Origin of the sequence: Brevibacterium litoralis (assembly GCF_040212315.1) — a bacterium.
GTDB lineage: Bacteria > Actinomycetota > Actinomycetes > Actinomycetales > Brevibacteriaceae > Brevibacterium > Brevibacterium litoralis.
This window is the reverse complement of sequence record NZ_JBDIUY010000032.1, coordinates 17,748-34,884: the sequence shown is the minus strand read 5'-3', so window position 1 is coordinate 34,884 and position 17,137 is coordinate 17,748. Positions and strand designations below refer to the sequence as shown.

At 71.2% G+C, this 17,137-nt stretch carries 13 protein-coding genes, 1 tRNA gene and 1 pseudogene; 3 read left to right on the top strand and 12 right to left on the bottom strand.

Going from position 1 to position 17,137, the window contains the following annotated elements; all coding sequences use genetic code 11:
* The first annotated feature begins 29 nt into the window (after nucleotides 1–29).
* The gene (locus AAD496_RS11315; protein WP_349828851.1) at nucleotides 30–1,340 is read left to right on the top strand and encodes an EAL domain-containing protein; all 1,311 of its coding nucleotides are present in this window, start codon (nucleotides 30–32) and stop codon (nucleotides 1,338–1,340) included.
* 232 nt (nucleotides 1,341–1,572) lie between these two features.
* On the opposite strand, the gene AAD496_RS11310 is transcribed toward AAD496_RS11315, so the two are convergent.
* Nucleotides 1,573–2,211: a 3-oxoacid CoA-transferase subunit B gene (locus AAD496_RS11310; RefSeq protein WP_349828849.1), complete on the bottom strand. Its 639-nt coding sequence runs from the start codon at nucleotides 2,209–2,211 to the stop codon at nucleotides 1,573–1,575.
* Nucleotides 2,208–2,966, bottom strand: a complete 759-nt coding sequence (locus AAD496_RS11305) for a 3-oxoacid CoA-transferase subunit A (protein WP_349828848.1) — start codon at nucleotides 2,964–2,966, stop codon at nucleotides 2,208–2,210. The genes AAD496_RS11310 and AAD496_RS11305 overlap by 4 nt, the downstream gene beginning before the upstream one ends.
* Nucleotides 2,967–3,339: 373 nt before the next feature.
* On the opposite strand from AAD496_RS11305, the gene AAD496_RS11300 reads away from it, so the two are divergent.
* Together AAD496_RS11300 and AAD496_RS11295 are read left to right on the top strand one after the other, a co-directional pair.
* Nucleotides 3,340–4,581 carry a DUF7507 domain-containing protein gene (locus AAD496_RS11300; RefSeq protein ID WP_349828847.1) on the top strand — a complete coding sequence of 414 codons (1,242 nt, stop codon included), beginning with the start codon at nucleotides 3,340–3,342 and terminating at the stop codon, nucleotides 4,579–4,581.
* A gap of 145 nt (nucleotides 4,582–4,726) precedes the next feature.
* A pseudogene (locus AAD496_RS11295) lies at nucleotides 4,727–4,843 on the top strand (SipW-dependent-type signal peptide-containing protein); the annotation flags it as partial.
* A gap of 137 nt (nucleotides 4,844–4,980) precedes the next feature.
* Here the strand turns inward: AAD496_RS11295 and AAD496_RS11290 are convergent.
* From AAD496_RS11290 to AAD496_RS11245, 10 genes are all read right to left on the bottom strand, one after another.
* The gene (locus AAD496_RS11290; RefSeq protein ID WP_349828927.1) at nucleotides 4,981–5,946 is read right to left on the bottom strand and encodes a hypothetical protein; all 966 of its coding nucleotides are present in this window, start codon (nucleotides 5,944–5,946) and stop codon (nucleotides 4,981–4,983) included.
* 530 nt (nucleotides 5,947–6,476) lie between these two features.
* Nucleotides 6,477–6,550: transfer RNA gene (locus tag AAD496_RS11285), tRNA-Ile, on the bottom strand.
* 81 nt (nucleotides 6,551–6,631) lie between these two features.
* Nucleotides 6,632–10,111: an ATP-binding protein gene (locus AAD496_RS11280; protein WP_349828845.1), complete on the bottom strand. Its 3,480-nt coding sequence runs from the start codon at nucleotides 10,109–10,111 to the stop codon at nucleotides 6,632–6,634.
* Nucleotides 10,108–10,923, bottom strand: a complete 816-nt coding sequence (locus AAD496_RS11275; protein WP_349828844.1) for a DUF4194 domain-containing protein — start codon at nucleotides 10,921–10,923, stop codon at nucleotides 10,108–10,110. Before AAD496_RS11275 ends, AAD496_RS11280 begins: the two co-directional genes overlap by 4 nt.
* On the bottom strand, nucleotides 10,920–12,383 hold the full coding sequence (locus tag AAD496_RS11270) for a DUF3375 family protein (RefSeq protein ID WP_349828842.1): 1,464 nt from the start codon (nucleotides 12,381–12,383) through the stop codon (nucleotides 10,920–10,922). The genes AAD496_RS11275 and AAD496_RS11270 overlap by 4 nt, the downstream gene beginning before the upstream one ends.
* 160 nt (nucleotides 12,384–12,543) lie before the next feature.
* A complete protein-coding gene (locus AAD496_RS11265) occupies nucleotides 12,544–13,035 on the bottom strand; it encodes a DUF3145 domain-containing protein (protein ID WP_349828926.1) in 492 nt (163 codons plus the stop codon).
* A 256-nt stretch (nucleotides 13,036–13,291) separates the two neighbouring features.
* A complete protein-coding gene (locus AAD496_RS11260) occupies nucleotides 13,292–14,533 on the bottom strand; it encodes a beta-ketoacyl-[acyl-carrier-protein] synthase family protein (protein ID WP_349828841.1) in 1,242 nt (413 codons plus the stop codon).
* 166 nt (nucleotides 14,534–14,699) lie between these two features.
* Nucleotides 14,700–14,951, bottom strand: a complete 252-nt coding sequence (locus tag AAD496_RS11255) for an acyl carrier protein (RefSeq protein WP_349828840.1) — start codon at nucleotides 14,949–14,951, stop codon at nucleotides 14,700–14,702.
* A gap of 189 nt (nucleotides 14,952–15,140) precedes the next feature.
* Complete coding sequence (locus AAD496_RS11250) at nucleotides 15,141–16,142, bottom strand: beta-ketoacyl-ACP synthase III (RefSeq protein WP_349828839.1); 1,002 nt, start codon at nucleotides 16,140–16,142, stop codon at nucleotides 15,141–15,143.
* A 13-nt stretch (nucleotides 16,143–16,155) separates the two neighbouring features.
* The gene (locus AAD496_RS11245; RefSeq protein WP_349828837.1) at nucleotides 16,156–17,079 is read right to left on the bottom strand and encodes an ACP S-malonyltransferase; all 924 of its coding nucleotides are present in this window, start codon (nucleotides 17,077–17,079) and stop codon (nucleotides 16,156–16,158) included.
* Nucleotides 17,080–17,137: the final 58 nt, after the last annotated feature.

The following is a 17,137-nucleotide window of genomic DNA, read 5'->3' as shown; positions in this document are numbered from 1 at the left end:
CGGACCGTGTGTGACCTCTCACGCGGGCCGTGACCGACCGGACCGACATCGACGAGGAGGCCGATGGGATGACGACGGATACTTCCGTGACCGCGGCGACGACCGCTGCGACCGGCGACGAGGACGACCTCGAACGTCTGGTGCGCAACGGCCTGGTCGAGACGCTCTTCTCCCCGGTCGTCGACCTGTTCACCGATGAGGTGGCCGGTTTCCGTGTCGACCACGTCAACCGGGAGGTCCCCTTCTCCGGCCCCGAGGCCGTCCGTGGCTTCCGGCGTGCACTTCGGGCCTCGGCGACCGTCGGTGACCTCGACGCCTCTCTGCGCGACCTCGCGCTGCGCAGTGCCGAGGCGCTCGGCCTCGACGAGGCGAAGGCCCGTCTGTTCCTCACCACGGAACCGCAGTCGCTGGTCGCCCTGGAGGACCGGACCGACGAACCCGACCGGTCGATCATCCTCCAGCTCGACCCTGCGGCCGTCGCACAGGCGCCCGCGACGGTGTTGCGCACCGTCCGCCAGGCCCGAGCCCTCGGGTGGGGGATCGGCATGAAGTCGATCGGCAAGGACGTGTCGACGACGGCGTTCCTCCCGCTCATCAACCCCTCGGTCGTGGCCCTGCACTCGGCGGTCATGGACCAGCACGACCCGGACACACTGGCGGAGCTCGTTCGTGTCCTCCACGCCCACGTCGAACGCACCGGTGCCGTCGTCCTCGCCGAGGGCGTGCGGGACGAGGACGACCTCGCCCGCGCGCAGGCCCTCGGCGCCCGCCTGGCGACCGGACCCCTGTTCGGGTACGCGGACCCGCACCCGGGGGCGCCGGAACTGCCCCGGGAGGACGTTCTCGTCGACCACCACACCCGGAACCTCGCCGTCCAGGGGACCCCGTACACGATCTCCAAGGGTCTCAAGCGTGACCCGCTCGTCATGGACCTCGACCTCATGCGCGCCTCGCTGCGGGACCTGTTGGCCCGGGCCGAGGACACCGGCGAGTCGATCATCACGATCGGAGTCTTCGGCGAGGAGGAGACCCTCCCGCCGGGGATTGTCGACCGGTTCCGTCGCCTGCGGGACCGCATCGGCTTCACCGCGGTGTTCTCCGGTGCCTGGGAGTCCAGTCCCGTCGAGGGGGTGCGTTCCGGTGCGCTCGACGCCTCCGACCCCCTGCGCGAGGAGTACGGCGTCATCGTCGTCGGCCCCGACTGGTCCGGGATGGTCTCGGCGGCCCGCCGGGTCGACCTCGGGCCCGACGGGCGCACCGAGTACGACGTCTACGTGACGACCGAGCGCTACACCGTGGTCGACGCCGCCCGCGCCGTCCTCACCCGCATCAGCAACTGACCGCCCACACGCCCTCATCACGGCATCCGGTGCACTTCACGGCGGACGAACCCCGTCATCCGAGCCAAAGCCCGTGATCTCACCTCACAACGGCCGCACCCGCCACCCGAGCCGAACCGCGTCACCTGAGCCGCACCCCAGGATCTCACCACGCCTGGGCCCCACCCGCTCCCGCCGCGCCGCCCGGCACATGAAATGCCGAGGACAGGGCGCCTCGGCAGCGGGTGAGTGATCAGCCGCGGAGATCCGCGCCTGTCGCCTCGCGCAATTCTTCGAGCGTGTTGTCCCCGAACAGCTGCCGGACGTGGAAGGCCCCGTCGTGGATGTCGAACACGCCGTGGTCGGTGTAGACGCGGTTCACACACCCGACGCCGGTGAGCGGGAAGTCGCAGGTGGCGACGAGCTTGCTGTCACCCTTCTTGGTGAACAGGTCCGTCATGACGAACACCTGTTTGGCGCCGATCGCGAGGTCCATGGCACCGCCGACGGCCGGGATTGCGCCGGGGGCGCCGGTCGACCAGTTGGCGAGGTCGCCGGTGGCGGAGACCTGGAAGGCCCCGAGGACGCAGACGTCCAGGTGCCCACCGCGCATCATCGCGAAGGAGTCCGCGTGGTGGAAGTAGGCGGCACCGGGCGGGGCGGTGACCGGCTGCTTGCCGGCGTTGATGAGGTCGGGGTCGACGCGGTTCGGGGACTCCGGTGCACCGCCCATGCCGAGCATGCCGTTCTCGGTGTGGAGGACGATCTCCTTGTCGCCGATGTGGTCGGCGACGAGGGTGGGGGCACCGATGCCGAGGTTGACGTAGGACCCCTCGGCGATGTCCTCGGCGATGATGGCCGCGAGTTCCGGGCGGCCGATACGGGTGGTCATCGTGCGGTCTCCTTCGCATCGGTGGCGTCCAGCGGCTGCCCGTCGACGGTGACCCCGCCGACGAACGTACCGTCCTCGTCGAGCCAGGCGCGGGTCCCGACGGCGACGACGCGGTCGGTGAAGATGCCGGGGGTGACGACCACCTCGGGGTCGAGGTCACCGAGTTCGACGAGTTCGTCGACCTGGACGACGGTGGTCGTCGCGGCGGTCGCCATGATGGGGCCGAAGTTGCGGGCGGTCTCGCGGTAGACGACGTTGCCCCACCGGTCGGCCTTGAGCCCGCTCACGAGCGCGAAGTCGGCCCTGATGGGGTACTCCAGCGCGTAGTCCTTGCCGTCGATCGTGCGGATCTCCTTGCCCGCGGCGAGTTCGGTGCCCACGCCGGTGGGGGAGAAGAACGCACCGATACCGGCACCGGCCGCGCGGATGCGCTCGGCCAGGTTGCCCTGCGGGGTGAGTTCGAGCTCGATCTCACCGGCGCGGTAGAGCTCGTCGAAGACCCACGAGTCCGCCTGGCGGGGGAACGAGCAGATGATCTTCCGCACCCGCTTCTGGGCCAGCAGCGCTGCGAGCCCGACGTCGCCGTTGCCGGCGTTGTTGTTCACGATGGTGAGATCCTTCGCTCCCTGCGCGATGAGGGCGTCGATGAGTTCCACCGGCTGCCCGGACGGACCGAACCCACCGATCATGACGGTGTCGCCGTCCTGGATCCCGGCGACGGCGTCCTCGACGCTCCCGACCGTCTTGTCGATCATGCCTGTACGGCCTCCTCGATTCGGGGAATGACTTCCATCACCATATCGCTGGGCCGTGTCCGGGCCCCTGTCGTGTCGGTCCGTGTTCGGGCCGATCCCGCGCCCGCCCCACGCGGTGCCGCGCGTCTCCCGCGCTTTCCTCACGCCCGTCCCGCGCTTTCCTCACGCCCGTCCCGCGCTTTCCTCACGCCCGTCCCGCGCACATCCCACCCTCCGCCCGTGCGGTCGGCCGCGCCGGATCCCGTCCTCCGGGCCCGTCCGTCCGGCGGGGGTGACCTGGGGAATCGCTCCATAGCGTGATCCACGGCACTCGACCACGAGGACCGACCCACACGGGGCCGGCCCGGACATGCAGGGAAGGAGCGGATGTCACATGGACGCAGGAACGACAACGACGCGACCGGTGTTCCTCCGCCGGGGACTCGCACTGGCCTCGGCCGTCACGCTCGTCGCGACCCTCTCCGGTGCCGGGCAGCCCGGCGCAGGACAGTCCGGCGCGGGGCAGCCGACACCGGCCCCCTCTCCGACGCCCACGGCCACCGCGACTCCCGTATCGACCCCCACCCCTGCGGTGGGCTCGGCGGGTGCCGCCGCCACCGCGGCCGAGGTGCCCTCCCCGGCCCCGACCACGCCGACTCCCGTCACCCCGAGCACTCCCGCCCCGGCACCCACCACGACGCCGGATCAGGAGGACAGCGGGTCGCCCGAGGATGCACAGGAGACCACGAGCCCGGCCCCCTCGGCCGCCCCGGAGGCGCCGGGCCAGGGACCGACTCCCACGCCGACATCGGCCCCGACCGAGAAGGACGGATCCGTCACCGTGCCCCGTGTCTGGTGGGACGGCAAGGACCCGGTCGTCCACCCCTGTGCGGTGCCCCCGCGTGTCGGTCTGGTCCTCGATCTCACGGGGAAGGGCCCCGAGGACTCCGCGGTCCGTGCCGGCGCCCGCGCCGCGGTCACCGCTCTCGAACCTGTCCCGTCCGCCCGGCTCGGGCTGTACACCGCCGCAGGTGCGACCGGCGCGGTGGACGGCCCCACCACCTCGGCGGTCCCCGTCGCGGGGAACGCCGAACAGCTTCGGACCCGGATCACGGAACTCGCGCCCGACGCGGGCACCGGTGGTCCGCTCGGCCCGGAGGCCGCGCTCGACCTCGTGCTCGTGGTGACGCCGGCGGGCGCCTCGGCCGCGCACGGTCGGCCGGAACTGCCGGACGAGGCGGCACTGGAGACCGCCGGTACCCCCGTCGTGGGCCTCGCCGTCGGGACCGACGGGGCGATCCGGCCGAGCGGACACCTCACGGAGATCGTCGAGGCGTTCGGTTGTACTCCGGACATCTCGATCGACAGGACGGCGAGGGTGGTCGCGACCGATGCAGCGGGCCCCGATCCCGTACCGCTGGGTGACGTCCTGCCGGACGGTGCCGAGGTCCCCGCCGGGACGACGGTCCGGTGGACCTACACCGTGACGAACACCGGGACCGCGCGGCTGTCCGACATCCGGCTCACCGACGAGACGGGCACCGAGCTCGATTGCCCGTCCACCCGCCTCGCCCCCGAGGCCTCGATGACCTGCACCGACACCGGTGAGGTCGTCCCCACGAACCCCGGACCCTGAGTCCGGCCCGCTCCGTACCGTCCGTCCCATCGACGGACCGCGCGGAGTACCCGTCCACCGACCGCCCCCGACCCAGTCACCCCCGCCACGTCCGTGGCAGCACACACCCACCGCGTCACGCGGAGGAACTCCCAAGGAGACGATCATGAACAACAAGCTCACCGGTCTCGTCGCCGGCGCCGCAGGTGCCGCACTCCTGCTCGGCGGCACCACCTACGCCCTCTGGTCCGACAGCGCCTACGTCGACGGTGGTGTCATCACCGCCGGTAACCTCGACGTCGAGGTCCTCGGATCCGGCTGGTTCGACACCTCGGCGGACCGGACCGACAACCCGCACCCCATCATTCTCGACGAGGTCGCATCGGGTGCCACGCCGATGACCGCCCGGACCGGCGGCGGTCACGAGGACAGCGGCGGCACCGGCCACGACGAGCACGGGAACGGCTGGGGTTGGGGCCACTGCTGGGGCGGCTGGAACTGGGGACACTGCGACGACGAGGACCCCGGCGACGACAACCCGACCGATCCGGATCCCGAGCGGCCGTGGACGAGTCCGTCGACGACGTCGAGGACGGTGAGGGAGAGGGCACGGAACACTCGGCGCAGGGGCGCCTCGCCCGCGTCCCATCCGGCCGGCAGCAGAGGTGCGCCGGGGAACAGGATCATCCGGGTGAGGGCGAGGTGGCCGGAGACCCACTGGATGCCGAGGGTGGGGATCCGCGCGGCCGACGTGGAGGAGACGACCGCGTCGTGGAGTGATCGGGCGCGTTCCCTGTCGCAGGCCAGGGCCGCGTGGAGGAGAGCGGCCACCGGACCGATCACCCCGGCCAGAGCGTCGAGGAGGTCGCCGACGACCGCCCGGAACCCCGTCTCGCCCGTGCGGACCGGGAGGGACTCCATCTCGGTCGCGGCGAGCAGGTCCGGGCGGGAGAGAGGCGGGGGCGGGGCGAGGTGGACCGGGGCCGGTCCGGGGCGTGGTCCGCCGGTGGAGCTCGGGTGGCCCTCCGGGGCGCGTCCGTCGTCCGTGTCCGTGGGCGATGTGAGGGTCGCCGGTGCGTTCGTGCGGGCGACGGCGCGGACGCAGTCGCGCAGACGAGCCTCCTGACGGGTGAGGAGACGGTCGTCGGTGACGGTGAGGACCGCCTCGACCGGGGCGGCCCAGCGGAGGTGGACGGTACGGACGTAGTCGACGAGGAGGTCGACGATCGGTGGACGGTCCCCGGGGACCGCCGCGAGGAGCTCCCGCACCGCCGTGCGGGGGCGGCCACGGAGGACGTCGAGGAGGGCGGCGACGACGCGGGCGCGCGGATCGTCCCCGGCGTCCCGGACGAGGATCGCCGCGTGGTCCGTGCGGCCCTGCTCCATCAGGTGGAGGGCGCCGAGGAGGTGGTCGTCGGTGGAGAGCGGGACACCGCGACTGTGGGCGGCGAAGGAGGTCCGGGCCCGACCGCAGGGTCCGATGCCGGCACGGAGGGATCGGAAGTCCGGTTCCTCGACGCCTGCGGACTCCAGCGCGATCGCGACGTCGGGACGGACCCGGACGAGGCGGACAGGGCCGGGGGAACGGGTGATGTCGGGGGAGTCGTCCGTAACCAGCCCTCCTGGAGCCCCAGCCGGGTGAGCGTCCGCAGCGCCGAGGGGGACCCGTCGGTCATCGAGCGCAGGAATTCGAGGGTCTCCGGCGTGGGTCGGAGACCGGTGACGCTGGTGAGAGGTGCCACCGGATCAGGCTAGACGGCCAACGGTCCCCATCCTTACCCGCGGGTAGGATCGTGAGCATTTCGTGATCTGCACCATGCCCGAGGGTCCCTGAGCAGGAACGACTACGGCCCCGTCCTTCCGGCCGGAGGGCACACGAGGTGCCTGCGGCGGGACGGACGGGGCCGAGAGGTCGGTGCCCCCACCGGGGCTTGAACCCGGGACCAAAGGATTATGAGTCCTCTGCTCTGACCAGCTGAGCTACAGGGGCCCACCCGGTAGATTACCAGTTCCGGAAACCGGTCCGCGTCGGGCGCAGCGGTGGGGTGCCGGGGTTCGTGCGGCATCGAACTCAGTTGAGCCCGTCCTCGAACTCCTGCGCGGTCATCACCTGGACGGCGGAGCCGTTCTCGAACACACCCCCGGCGTGGTTGACGTAGACGATCGACCCGACGAACCGGTCGAAGGCGCCGGCCTTCTCGCGCGGGGCGGCGATGACGAGCTGGAACCCGAGCGCCTTGAAGGCCCCGAGGGCACGGGCGGTGAAATCGCTGTCGGCCTTGACGAAGCCCTCGTCGAGGACGATCGGTGCGTACACCGGCGGTGCGTCGGTGCCCTCGGACAGACGCATGCGCAGGGCGGCCCCGAGGACGAAGGCGATGAGCTCCTGGCCCTCACCGCCGGACATGCCGCCCACGCCCTCCAGCGGCACGCGGTCGCCGGTCGGGCGGGTCTGGACGGCCTTGAAGGACATGTTCTCGCGGGCGTCGAACACCCGGTGACGCCAGGTCTCGCCGACCTTCGTCGGATCGATCATGCCCTCGAGCTTCGTCCGCAGGCGGAGGAACGACTCCTCGACCGCCTCAGCGTCCTGCGGAGCGTCCTCGGCCCCGCGTTCGCGGCTGTAGGCGTCGATGACCTCCCGGAACTCGGTGCGCTCCCGGGTGGCCCGACGCTCAACCTCGATCGAGAGCACCGAGTCGCCCCGGAAACTGATGTTCCGCAGCACGCTGTTGATGGGGTCGAGTGACTTGGCGATCGTGCGTTCGTCGGAGTCGATCTGCATGAGGAGACCGCCGAACCCGGTGACCAGGTCCTTGCTCGCGCCCTGCAGCCACTTCTCCTTGGCCCGCGGCAGGTCGTCGCGGACCAGCCGGTCGTACACCGCGAGCACGGCGTCGAGGCTGTCGACACTGCCGTCGGTCTCCCGGGCGGCGACCGGGCCGAGCGACCGGTACCCGGCGAGCAGGCCCTCGATCTTCATCCGGCCGGCCTCGACACCCTGGGCGTGCACCGCGATCTGCGCCCGTACCGAATCCTCGGCCACGCGGCGGCTGGCGGCCACCGCCCGCGAGGAGGCGTCCGAGGGCGGCCGGAACTCCGCACCGGCGAGCATCTCCTCCTGGACCTCGGTGAGGGCCGCCCCGTCCACGAGGTCGTGGACGGAGTCCTGCAGGTCGGCGAGTGCCGCCCACTCCCTCTCGGCGTCCTCGGCGTCCTTCTCCAGCACGCCGATCCGCTTGGTGAGCGCGGCCCGGCGAACCTCCAGATCGGCGCGTTCCTTCTCCAGGTCGACCGACTCCGGGGACCGCGTGGCCTCGAAACGTGCTTCGAGGTCGGTCGCGTCCTTCTCCAGCTCGGCGAGGTCGACGACCTCCGGGGTCAGACGGTCGGGGAGTTCGTGGAGGGTCGTGACGGCCCGCTGCACCCGCACGGTCTCCCGCTCGGTCTCCCGGGCCGCCGTCTCCGCGGCGTCGAGGCGCTCGCGGGCGCCGTCGAGTTCCGCCTGCACCCCGGACACGAGCGACCGGTTGTCCCACCCGATCCACGGATAGCGTTGCGGACGGTCGTCCTTCGTGAAGCGTCCCCGCGTGCCCGTCCGCAGACCGGCCGGCGTGATGGCCCCGAGTGCCCAGTCGGGCAGTGGGGAGTCGAGGTCCTGCGGAGTCTCGACGCACAGGACGTTCGCCGTGGCGGTGAGCTCCTGGGAGACCCATCCGGCGAACTCGTGGTCGGCGAGTTCGAGACGGGACGGCACGCTGTCGGGACGGGCGGGTGCCTCGGCGAGCCCGGACCGGGCCGCGGTGAAGGTGAGCGACCCACGCATGTCGTGGGAGTCGACGTGGGCGCGCAGTCTCTCGAAGTGCTCCTGCGGCACGAGCAGCGTGCGGGCCAGGGGCATGACGACGCTCGTGACGGCCTTCTCCCAGCGCTGCTCGCCCTCGGCCAGGCGCATGAGCTCACCGGCGTAGACGAGGGTACCGTGGGAGAGCCCGAGGGCGTTCTCCAGGGCGTGACGCCGGGCGTCGGCGTCCTCGGGGACGGCGGACCGGCGGCCCTTGAGCCCCCGCAGCTCCGCCTCGGCCTTCTCGACCGCGCCACGCAACTCCCACAGGCGGCCCGACTCGGTGGCCGCGGCGTCCCGCAGCTCCTGCAGCTTCTGCTTCTTCTCCGGCAGGCGCGCGGCGATCTCTGCCCGCACCTGCTCGGCCGTGTCGGCGTCGGTGGGCATCCGCAGACCGAACTCGGCGAGGTCCGCGGCGATCTCCTCGGCGCGTTCGCGGACGGCCTGCAGGTCGCCACGCGCGGCCTCCATGCGCAGGCGCAGGTTCTCCGCGGCCAGGCCACCGCCGGCGTCCTCGATCCGCACCCGCACGGACTCCAGACCGGTCTCGACCTCACGCAACTGACGGTCGAGCGCCTTGCGGTCCTCGCCCAGGGTCGTCGCGCGTTCGCGGACCCGCTGCACCTCCTTGTCCGCCCAGTCGAGCACCCGGCGGCCGTGCCACAGGGTGACGGGGGAGGTGGTGCCCTCCTCGACGGCGTCGACGAGCAGCCGCTTCTCGTGCTCGTTGCGCAGCGATGCGCGGTACTCGGCGGCGAGATCCGGCAGGGGCGCGAGCGTCTCGGTCCGGGTCCGGGCGGACTCGAACTCGTCGTAGAACCGCGAGGCGTTGAGGAAGCTCCCCGCGGTGTCGTCCCAGATGCCCAGCGCCTCCGGCTCGGTGAGCACGAAGGTCTTGAAGAACTCGTCGATCGGTTCGAGGTCCTTCGAGGACTGCGCCCGGCGCAGCAACTGGAAGGCGTGCCGCTGCGAGTCCTCGTTCGCTCCCATGCCGAGCACCGAACGCATCTTCACGTGGATGCGCGACTGCGAGGTGTCGACGACGTCGCCGCGGTCCTCGTCGACGAGCCGGGCCAGCGAGGACCGGGACAGTGGGGAGGATCCCCGCACCGTGTCGAGGCCGCGGATCCGTTCGAGGTCGAAGTCCTCGTGCACGAACCCGTAGACGGTGTTCGCCGCCAGCGACTCACGGTCCTGCACGTGCGGGGCGACCCACATGAGGCGGAAGACCGTGACGTCCGTCTGCCCGCTGCGGAAGGTGATCGCGGTGCCGGACGGGAAGGCACCCCCGGACGGCGGGCGCACCCAGGCCGTCGTCGTGCCGCGCCCGCCGGAGCGTTCCCGCCGTTCGGTGTAGCCGCGGGCGTAGGAGTACACGGTGCGCTCGGAGCGCTTCTTCCCGTCGTCGCGCGCGGCGACGTTGAACTGTTGCGGGTTGGGGAACAGCACCGAGGACATGGCGTCGACGAGCGTCGACTTGCCCCGCCCCGAGGGGCCGGCGATCGCCAGTCCGTCCCGGGTGAAGGGGATGTCGTGGAGGTCCCGGTAGTTGCCCCAGTTGAGCACCTGCACGCGGGTGATCCGGAACTGCTCGGCGGAGCCGCCGTCGGTCACCTGCATGGGCAACACGTCCTGGTCGGCGGCCACCTCGGTGGCCTCGTCGCCCACGGCGTCCGTGTCCACGTCCTGCGTCTCCTGCACGCTCATGCGCCCTCCTCCTCACTGCCCGTCGTCTCGGTGGCCGTCGTGTCGTCCTCCGCGTCGGAGGCGCCCTGCCCGGGCACCTCGGCCGTGCCCTCCGCGACCGCGTCGTCCCGGGTCGCGTCCGCTGCGTCCGAGTCCTCACCGGATGCAGAGGACACAGTCGCGTCCTCCCGGGCCGCGGCGGCCGCGGACTCGAAGTACTCGGTGATCCGTCGCAGCTCCTCGGACCCCACGAGCGGCACGACGACGGGGGAGACGGTGTAGAGCCTCTCCTCCTCGTCCTCCTCACTCAGCAGTCCGAGGTTCTCCAAAGCGTGGATCGCGGCGTCCACCCGGGCCTCGAAGCGCCGGTCGTCACCGTCCTCCGGGTGGCGGCCCGGGCGTAGGAGCTCGAGGACCTGGGCGCGGGAGATCCGCACGACACCGTCCACCGAGTCCGGCCCGTCGTACACCTGGCGCAGGTGGACGAGGAGCACGGTCGCCTCGCGGGTGAGAGCCCGGTCCCGGCGGAGCATGCGCGGCGCCGTCTCGTCGGGGAACTGCCGCTTGAACGCGACCTCGAACTCCTCGTCGATCACGAGTTCGAGGAACATGTCCGCCAGACTCTCCTCGATCTCCGCCCGGAAGACGACGAGGGCGTCCCAGACCTGCTTGTGCGTGCGGCGGGAGACGAACCGGGACCGCAGGAGCGTGGCGAGAGCCCGCCGGGCGCGCATGTCCATCCGCGAGGTGTCGCGGACCTCCGAGGAGAAGCCGGAGTCCTCTGTCTGCGCGGCGGGCGCCTCGGCGTCGACCGGTGACGGTTCCGTCGTCATTCCTCGTCCTCCTCGGGGATCGGTGCGTCGAATGTCATGGTGGGGATCGCCCAGGCGCGCTCGGTGCCGGTCTCGTCGCGCAGCTGCACGACCTGGGGGTCGTCCCCGGTGACCTCGCCATGCTCGGTCGCGAGGTCGATGAGGGAGATCGCGGTGCCCAGGCGCCGGAACTCCGGGTCGGTCGCCTCCAGGACGTCCGCGCCCGAGGCGCCCGCGCGGTGGACGAGCAGGTCCCGCAGGGTGGCGCTCACCGCGGCATGGCCCATGCCGTGGGCGCCGCGCAGGACGTTCCGGTCCTCCTCGGACAGGCCCGTCCGCCGGGCACTCACCGTCACCGCCACCTTCGCCGGTCCGGGGTCCTCCCACAGGGTGGTCTGCGAGACGTCGACGAGGTCGAGCGGACCGACGCCGAGGAGGTCGCTGGGCACGGTGCGGTGCCCGGGGTCCTCTGCCATCCACGTCGTGCCCGCCGCCACGGCGCGCTGGACGAGCTGGTCGATGTGCTTGTTGCGACTCACCGAGGAGCGGGTGACGACCCGGCGCAGGAACTCGCGCCAGCGCATGCGTTCCCGGTCGACCTCGTGGCGGGAGTGGTTGAGCACCGAGACGAGGTCACGGAGCTCCTCGCGTTCGGAAGCCGACATGTGGTCGTGCGCGAAGTCCTGGTCGAGGATGTGGTCGATGCTCGCGTTGAGCGCCCGCGCGCGGTCGGGGGTGAGGAAGGCGACGAAGCCGTCGTAGGCCGCGCCCTCACGGGTGTGGGAGAACGCCTCGTTCTTCTCCAGGTAGTCCTCCAGCATGTCCGCCTTGGGCGGTTCCTCCTGCCACACGCGGCGGGCTGCGTCCTTGTGGCTCTCGGCCACGGCCGCCTGGAGGGCCCGGAAGTCCGCGGGCAGGGCCCGGAGCATGATCTGGATCTCGCGCAGCTGGGCGCGCATGCGCGTGGGGTCCGCGTCCTTGGTCCGGCCGGCGGCCACCCGTTCGCGTTCGGCCTGCAGGGCGGCGATCTGGGCGTCGATCCGGGCGATGCGGACCTCGGACGCGGGATCGGCCATCGCCTCGAGGTCCGTGACGGCGTGTTCGATCGAGCCGACACGGGCGCCACCGACTGCGGTCTCGCCGGCGGCGAGCTCGCGGAGGAACCCGAGCGCCTTGAGGGAGTGGGAGGACAGTCGGTAGTAGGTCCGGTCCTCGTGGACGACCGACTCCAGCCAGTGGTCACCCAGCCACTTGCGGCAGTGGGCGGCGGGGGTGCGGCCGGAGAAGTTCTCGGGGTCGTCGCCGATGACCGTGTATATGGCCTCGTGGAACTCCTCCTCGCTCACCTCGCCGTAGGGCTCCAGTGCCCGGGCGAAGAGCGGGATGACCCAGTCGCGCGAATGGGCGCTCAGCAGGTCGAGGGTCGGGTTGGCGGTCTCCCGCGACAGCAGTCGTTCGAGCGGTTCGGCCGCTTCCGCCATCGGTCACTCTCCTGTCGCTGCCCGGCGTGTGTCGTGGGCCCCGCGCACATCGGCGGGACCGACGCATCAGTCTAGTGGAAAGCACACGAGCGGTCGGACACCCCGGAGGCTGGGGTGTCCGACCGCTCACGCGTGAAGGACCTGTGGGCAGGAGAAGTACTCAGACCGCCTGGCTGAGCCAGCGGACGGGCGCGCCCTCACCGGCGTGCCGGAAGGGTTCGAGCTCGTCGTCCCAGGCCGTGCCGAGGGCACGGTCGAGTTCGGATCGGAGGTCGTCCTCCGCTCCGTGGGAGCGTTCCATGACTGCACGGATGACGTCCTCGGACACGACGATGTTGCCGTGCACGTCGGTCACGGCATGGTAGATGCCGAGGCCTGGCGTGTGGCTCCAACGACCTCCGTCGAAACCCTCGGAGGGCTCCTCGGTCACCTCGTAGCGGACACCGTCCCACCCGCGCAGAGCACTGGCGATGCGCGCACCCGAACCGGGCGCGGCCTGCCAGCAGATCTCCGCCCGGACGAGTCCGGGCGCAGCGGGCTGGGGCGTCCAGTCGAACTTCGCCTGCGCACCGATCGCGCCACCGGCCGCCCACTCGATGTGGGGGCAGAGGGCACGGGGTGCGGAGTGCACGAAGAGCACGCCACGGGTCATATTCATGTTTGCCTCCTTGTGTGTCCGGATCCGTCTTCCCCTACGTTCCGAACAGGAGTACTGGGGTCATTATTGCACAGCACACAGGCCTTCGTGCAGGTGAGAGCACAAGGCGACACGCCGGACGACGACGAGGCGCCCCGACTGTGCTCGACTCCGCCCCGGCCCCGGAACCCCACCGCCCCGATATCGTTCACGACCCTCGATATGTCACGACATATCGGGGGTCGTCGAAGATATCGGGGCGATTCCGCTGTCAGACGCTCTTGACGGCGACGACCGCGTTGTGGCCACCGAACCCGAAGGAGTTGGTGATCGCCGCGATGTCGCCGGCCGGGAGCTCGCGCGGGGTGTCCCGGACGACGTCGAGCTCGATCTTCGGATCGAGGTTCTCGATGTTGATCGTCGGGGGAGCGGTGCGCTCGGCCACGGCCTTGACGGTGAGGACCGCCTCGACGGCACCGGCGCCGCCGAGGAGGTGACCGGTCATCGACTTGGTGGCCGAGACTGCCGCCTCGGAGGTGTGCGAACCGAGCAGGGCGTTGATCGCCACGGACTCCGGGACGTCGCCGACCGGGGTGGAGGTCGCGTGGGCGTTGATGTGCTTGATGTCGGCCTCGACGAGTCCGGCGGACTCGAGGGCCTCCTTCATCGCACGGATCGACCCCTTGCCCTCGGGCTCTCCTGCGGTGATGTGGTAGGCGTCGTTGCTCAGGCCCCAGCCGCCGATCTCGGCGTAGATCGTGGCGCCGCGAGCCTCGGCGTGCTCCTTCGTCTCGAGGACGAGGGCTCCGGCGCCCTCACCCATGACGAAGCCGTCACGATCGACGTCGTAGGGACGGGAGGCCGTCTCCGGGGAGTCGTTGCGGCGGGAGAGCGCCTGGAGGGAGGAGAAGGCCGAGAGCGTGATCGGGTGGACGGCGGACTCGGCGCCGCCGGCGATCACCACGTCCGCCTTGCCGGCGCGAATCGCGTCGACGGCGTGACCGAGGGACTCGGTGGACGAGGCGCAGGCCGACACGAGGGTCTGGACCGAGGCGCGCGCCTGGAACTCCATGCCGATGGCTGCGGCCGGGGCGTTGGGCATGAGCATGGGCACGGTGAGCGGCATGACCCGCCGCGAGCCCTCCTCACGCAGGGTGTCCCAGGCGTCGAGCAGGGTCCACACGCCACCGATGCCGGTCGCCCACGAGACGGCCAGGCGCTCGGACTCGATCTCCGGGGCACCGGCGTCCTGCCAGGCCTCCCGGGACGAGATGATGGCCAACTGGCTGGCCGGGTCCAGGCGCTTGGCCTGGGGACGCTTGAGGTTGTTCTCGACGACGGTGGGGTCCACGGTCGCCGCGAACTCGACCGGGATGCCGTAGGTCTCGGCCCAGTCGTTCTGGAGAGTGTGGGCGCCCGGGGTGCCCGCCAGGGCTGCCTGCCAGGTCTCCTCGGCGGTGTTGCCGATGGGGGTGACGGCACCGATTCCGGTGACGACAACGGTGGAACTCATGGTGGTGAACCTCGTCGAATCGTGGAACGTGGAGGGCGGGGCCGGGGCCGACCGCGTGGGGCCGGCCCCGGGGAGCGCCGGACCGGTGCCGCGGGTGGACCCACGGCCGGTGTCGGCGTCCGACTCGGGCCGCGGTGGGATGCCGGGGCCCTGAGCGGCGTTCTACTCAGGCCGCGTCGGCCTTGACGATGTAGTCGACCGCGTCCTGGACGGTGACGAGGTCCTTGACGTCGTCGTCCGGGATCTTCACGCCGAACTTCTTCTCGGCGTTGACGACGATGGTCATCATCGAGATCGAGTCGATGTCGAGGTCGTCGGTGAAGGACTTGCCGGCCTCCACGGCCTCGACGGCCAGTCCGGTCTCCTCGTTGACGATCTCGGCGAGTCCGGCGAGGACGTCGGCTTCGGTGTGTGCCATGTCTTTCCTTCTTTCGTGTCCGTCACGGGGCCCGGTGGCCCCGCGTCGACGCCCGCGGTGGGCGTCGGTGAAGTGGTGGAACGTGATTCGACGGGTGTCCCGCGAACGATCCTATTGCACGCGGTTCCCGAGGTCCTGCCCCGGGACCCGCACGGTTGTCGGCGGTGTCCGCACCGGACACCGGGGTCCTCAGGGGAGGACGACGACCTGCGCGCCGTACACCAGTCCGGCACCGAACCCGATCTGCAGGGAGAGCTTGCCGTGCAGTTCCGGGTTCTCGCGCAGGACGCGTTCGGTCGCCAGCGGGATCGAGGCGGCCGAGGTGTTGCCGTTGTCGGCGATGTCCCGGGCGACGACGACGTGCTCGGGCAGACCCAGCTGCTTGGCGAGCTCGTCGATGATGCGCATGTTCGCCTGGTGGGGGACGAAGGCACCGAGGTCCTCGGCCGTGATGCCGGCGGCCTCGAGAGCCTGCTTGGCGACCTCGGCCATCTCCCACACGGCCCAGCGGAAGACACTCGGGCCGTCCTGGCGCAGGGTCGGGAACGGCGTGTCCTTGTCCGTCTTGAACTCCAGGAAGGACGAGGTCATCCGGATGGTCTCCCAGTTCTCCCCTTTCGACCCCCAGATGCTCGTCCCGATCCCGGGGGTGTCCGAGGCGGAGACGACCACGGCGCCCGCGCCGTCACCGAGGAGGAAGGAGATCGACCGGTCGGTCGGGTCGACGAAGTCACTGAGCTTCTCGGCGCCGATGACGAGGACGTTGTCCATCGAGCCGGCCCGGACGAAGGCGTCGGCCTGGGCCACGGCGTAGCAGTAGCCGGCGCAGGCGGCGGAGATGTCCCAGGCCGGGACGGGGCCGGTGCCCAGACGATCGGTGAGCGCCGAGGCGGCGGACGGGGTGGGGATCCCCGTCGTCACGGTGGCGATGACGATGCCGCCGATGTCCGCCGGGGTGAGCCCGGCGTTGGCGATCGCCTCGTTGGCGGCCTCCTCGGACATGTCGAGGACGCTCACGTCCGCACCGGCGCGGTTGCGGGTGATGATCCCGGTGCGCTGGCGGATCCACTCGTCGGAGGAGTCGATGGGGCCGACGAGGTCCTCGTTCGGCACGGCGTGTTCGGACCGGTAGGCACCGATCCCGGTGATCCGGGAGAACTTCTGGGCCTGGGGAGTGGCGAGTGTGGTCATGGTGGCCTCCTGGTCAGTTCCGGGTGTGTGCCGTGACGAATTCGCGCGCGGCGTCGAGGTCGTCGGCGGACTTGAGGGCAAAGGTCTCCACGCCCTTGAGGCCGCGCCGGGCGAGTCCGGTGAGGGTGCCACCGGGCACGAGTTCGAGGAGTCCGGTGACGCCCGCGGAGATCAGCTGCTCCTGGCACAGGTCCCAGCGGACGGGGTTCGTCACCTGGGACACGAGCGCATCGACGTACTCGCGGCCGCTTGCCACGGACTTCCCGTCGCGGTTCGACAGGAGCGTGACGGTGGGATCCGACACCTCCAGGCCCGCGGCGAGTGCGGCCAGCGGGGCCTGGGCCGACTCCATGTACGGGGTGTGGAAGGCACCGGCGACGGCCAGCGGGATCACCCGGGCGCGCTCGGGCGCGTTCTCCTTCAGCACCTCGATCGCGTCGAGGGAACCGGCGGCGACGGTCTGCCCGCCACCGTTGACGTTGGCAGGGCGCAGGCCCGCGGCCTCGATCTTCGCGCGGACCTCCTCCGGATCACCGCCGACGACGGCGGCCATGCCGGTGGGGGTCGCGGCGGAGGCCTCTGCCATCCCGTTCGCGCGGACGCGGACGAACTCCATGGCGTCGGCGGCGGAGAACACTCCGGCCAGGTGGGCGGCGCCGATCTCACCGACGGAGTGACCGGCGAGGACGTCCGGAGTGGCGTCGAGACCGCGGAACAGTTCGCCGTAGGTGGCGATCGCGGCGGCGACGAGGAGCGGCTGGGCGACGGCGGTGTCCTTGATCGTCTCGTCGTCGGACTCGGTGCCGTGCAGGCGCAGATCGAGGTCCGCGGCCTGGGAGAGTGCATCGAGGGAGGAGGCGAAGTCGGGCAGTTCGAGCCAGGAGGAGAGGAATCCGGACTTCTGGGCGCCCTGGCCGGGACATGCGATGACGAGCACGTGTGACTCTTTCCGATCGGGTCTGTGAGTGGTACGGCCACGGGATGGCGGGGGACGT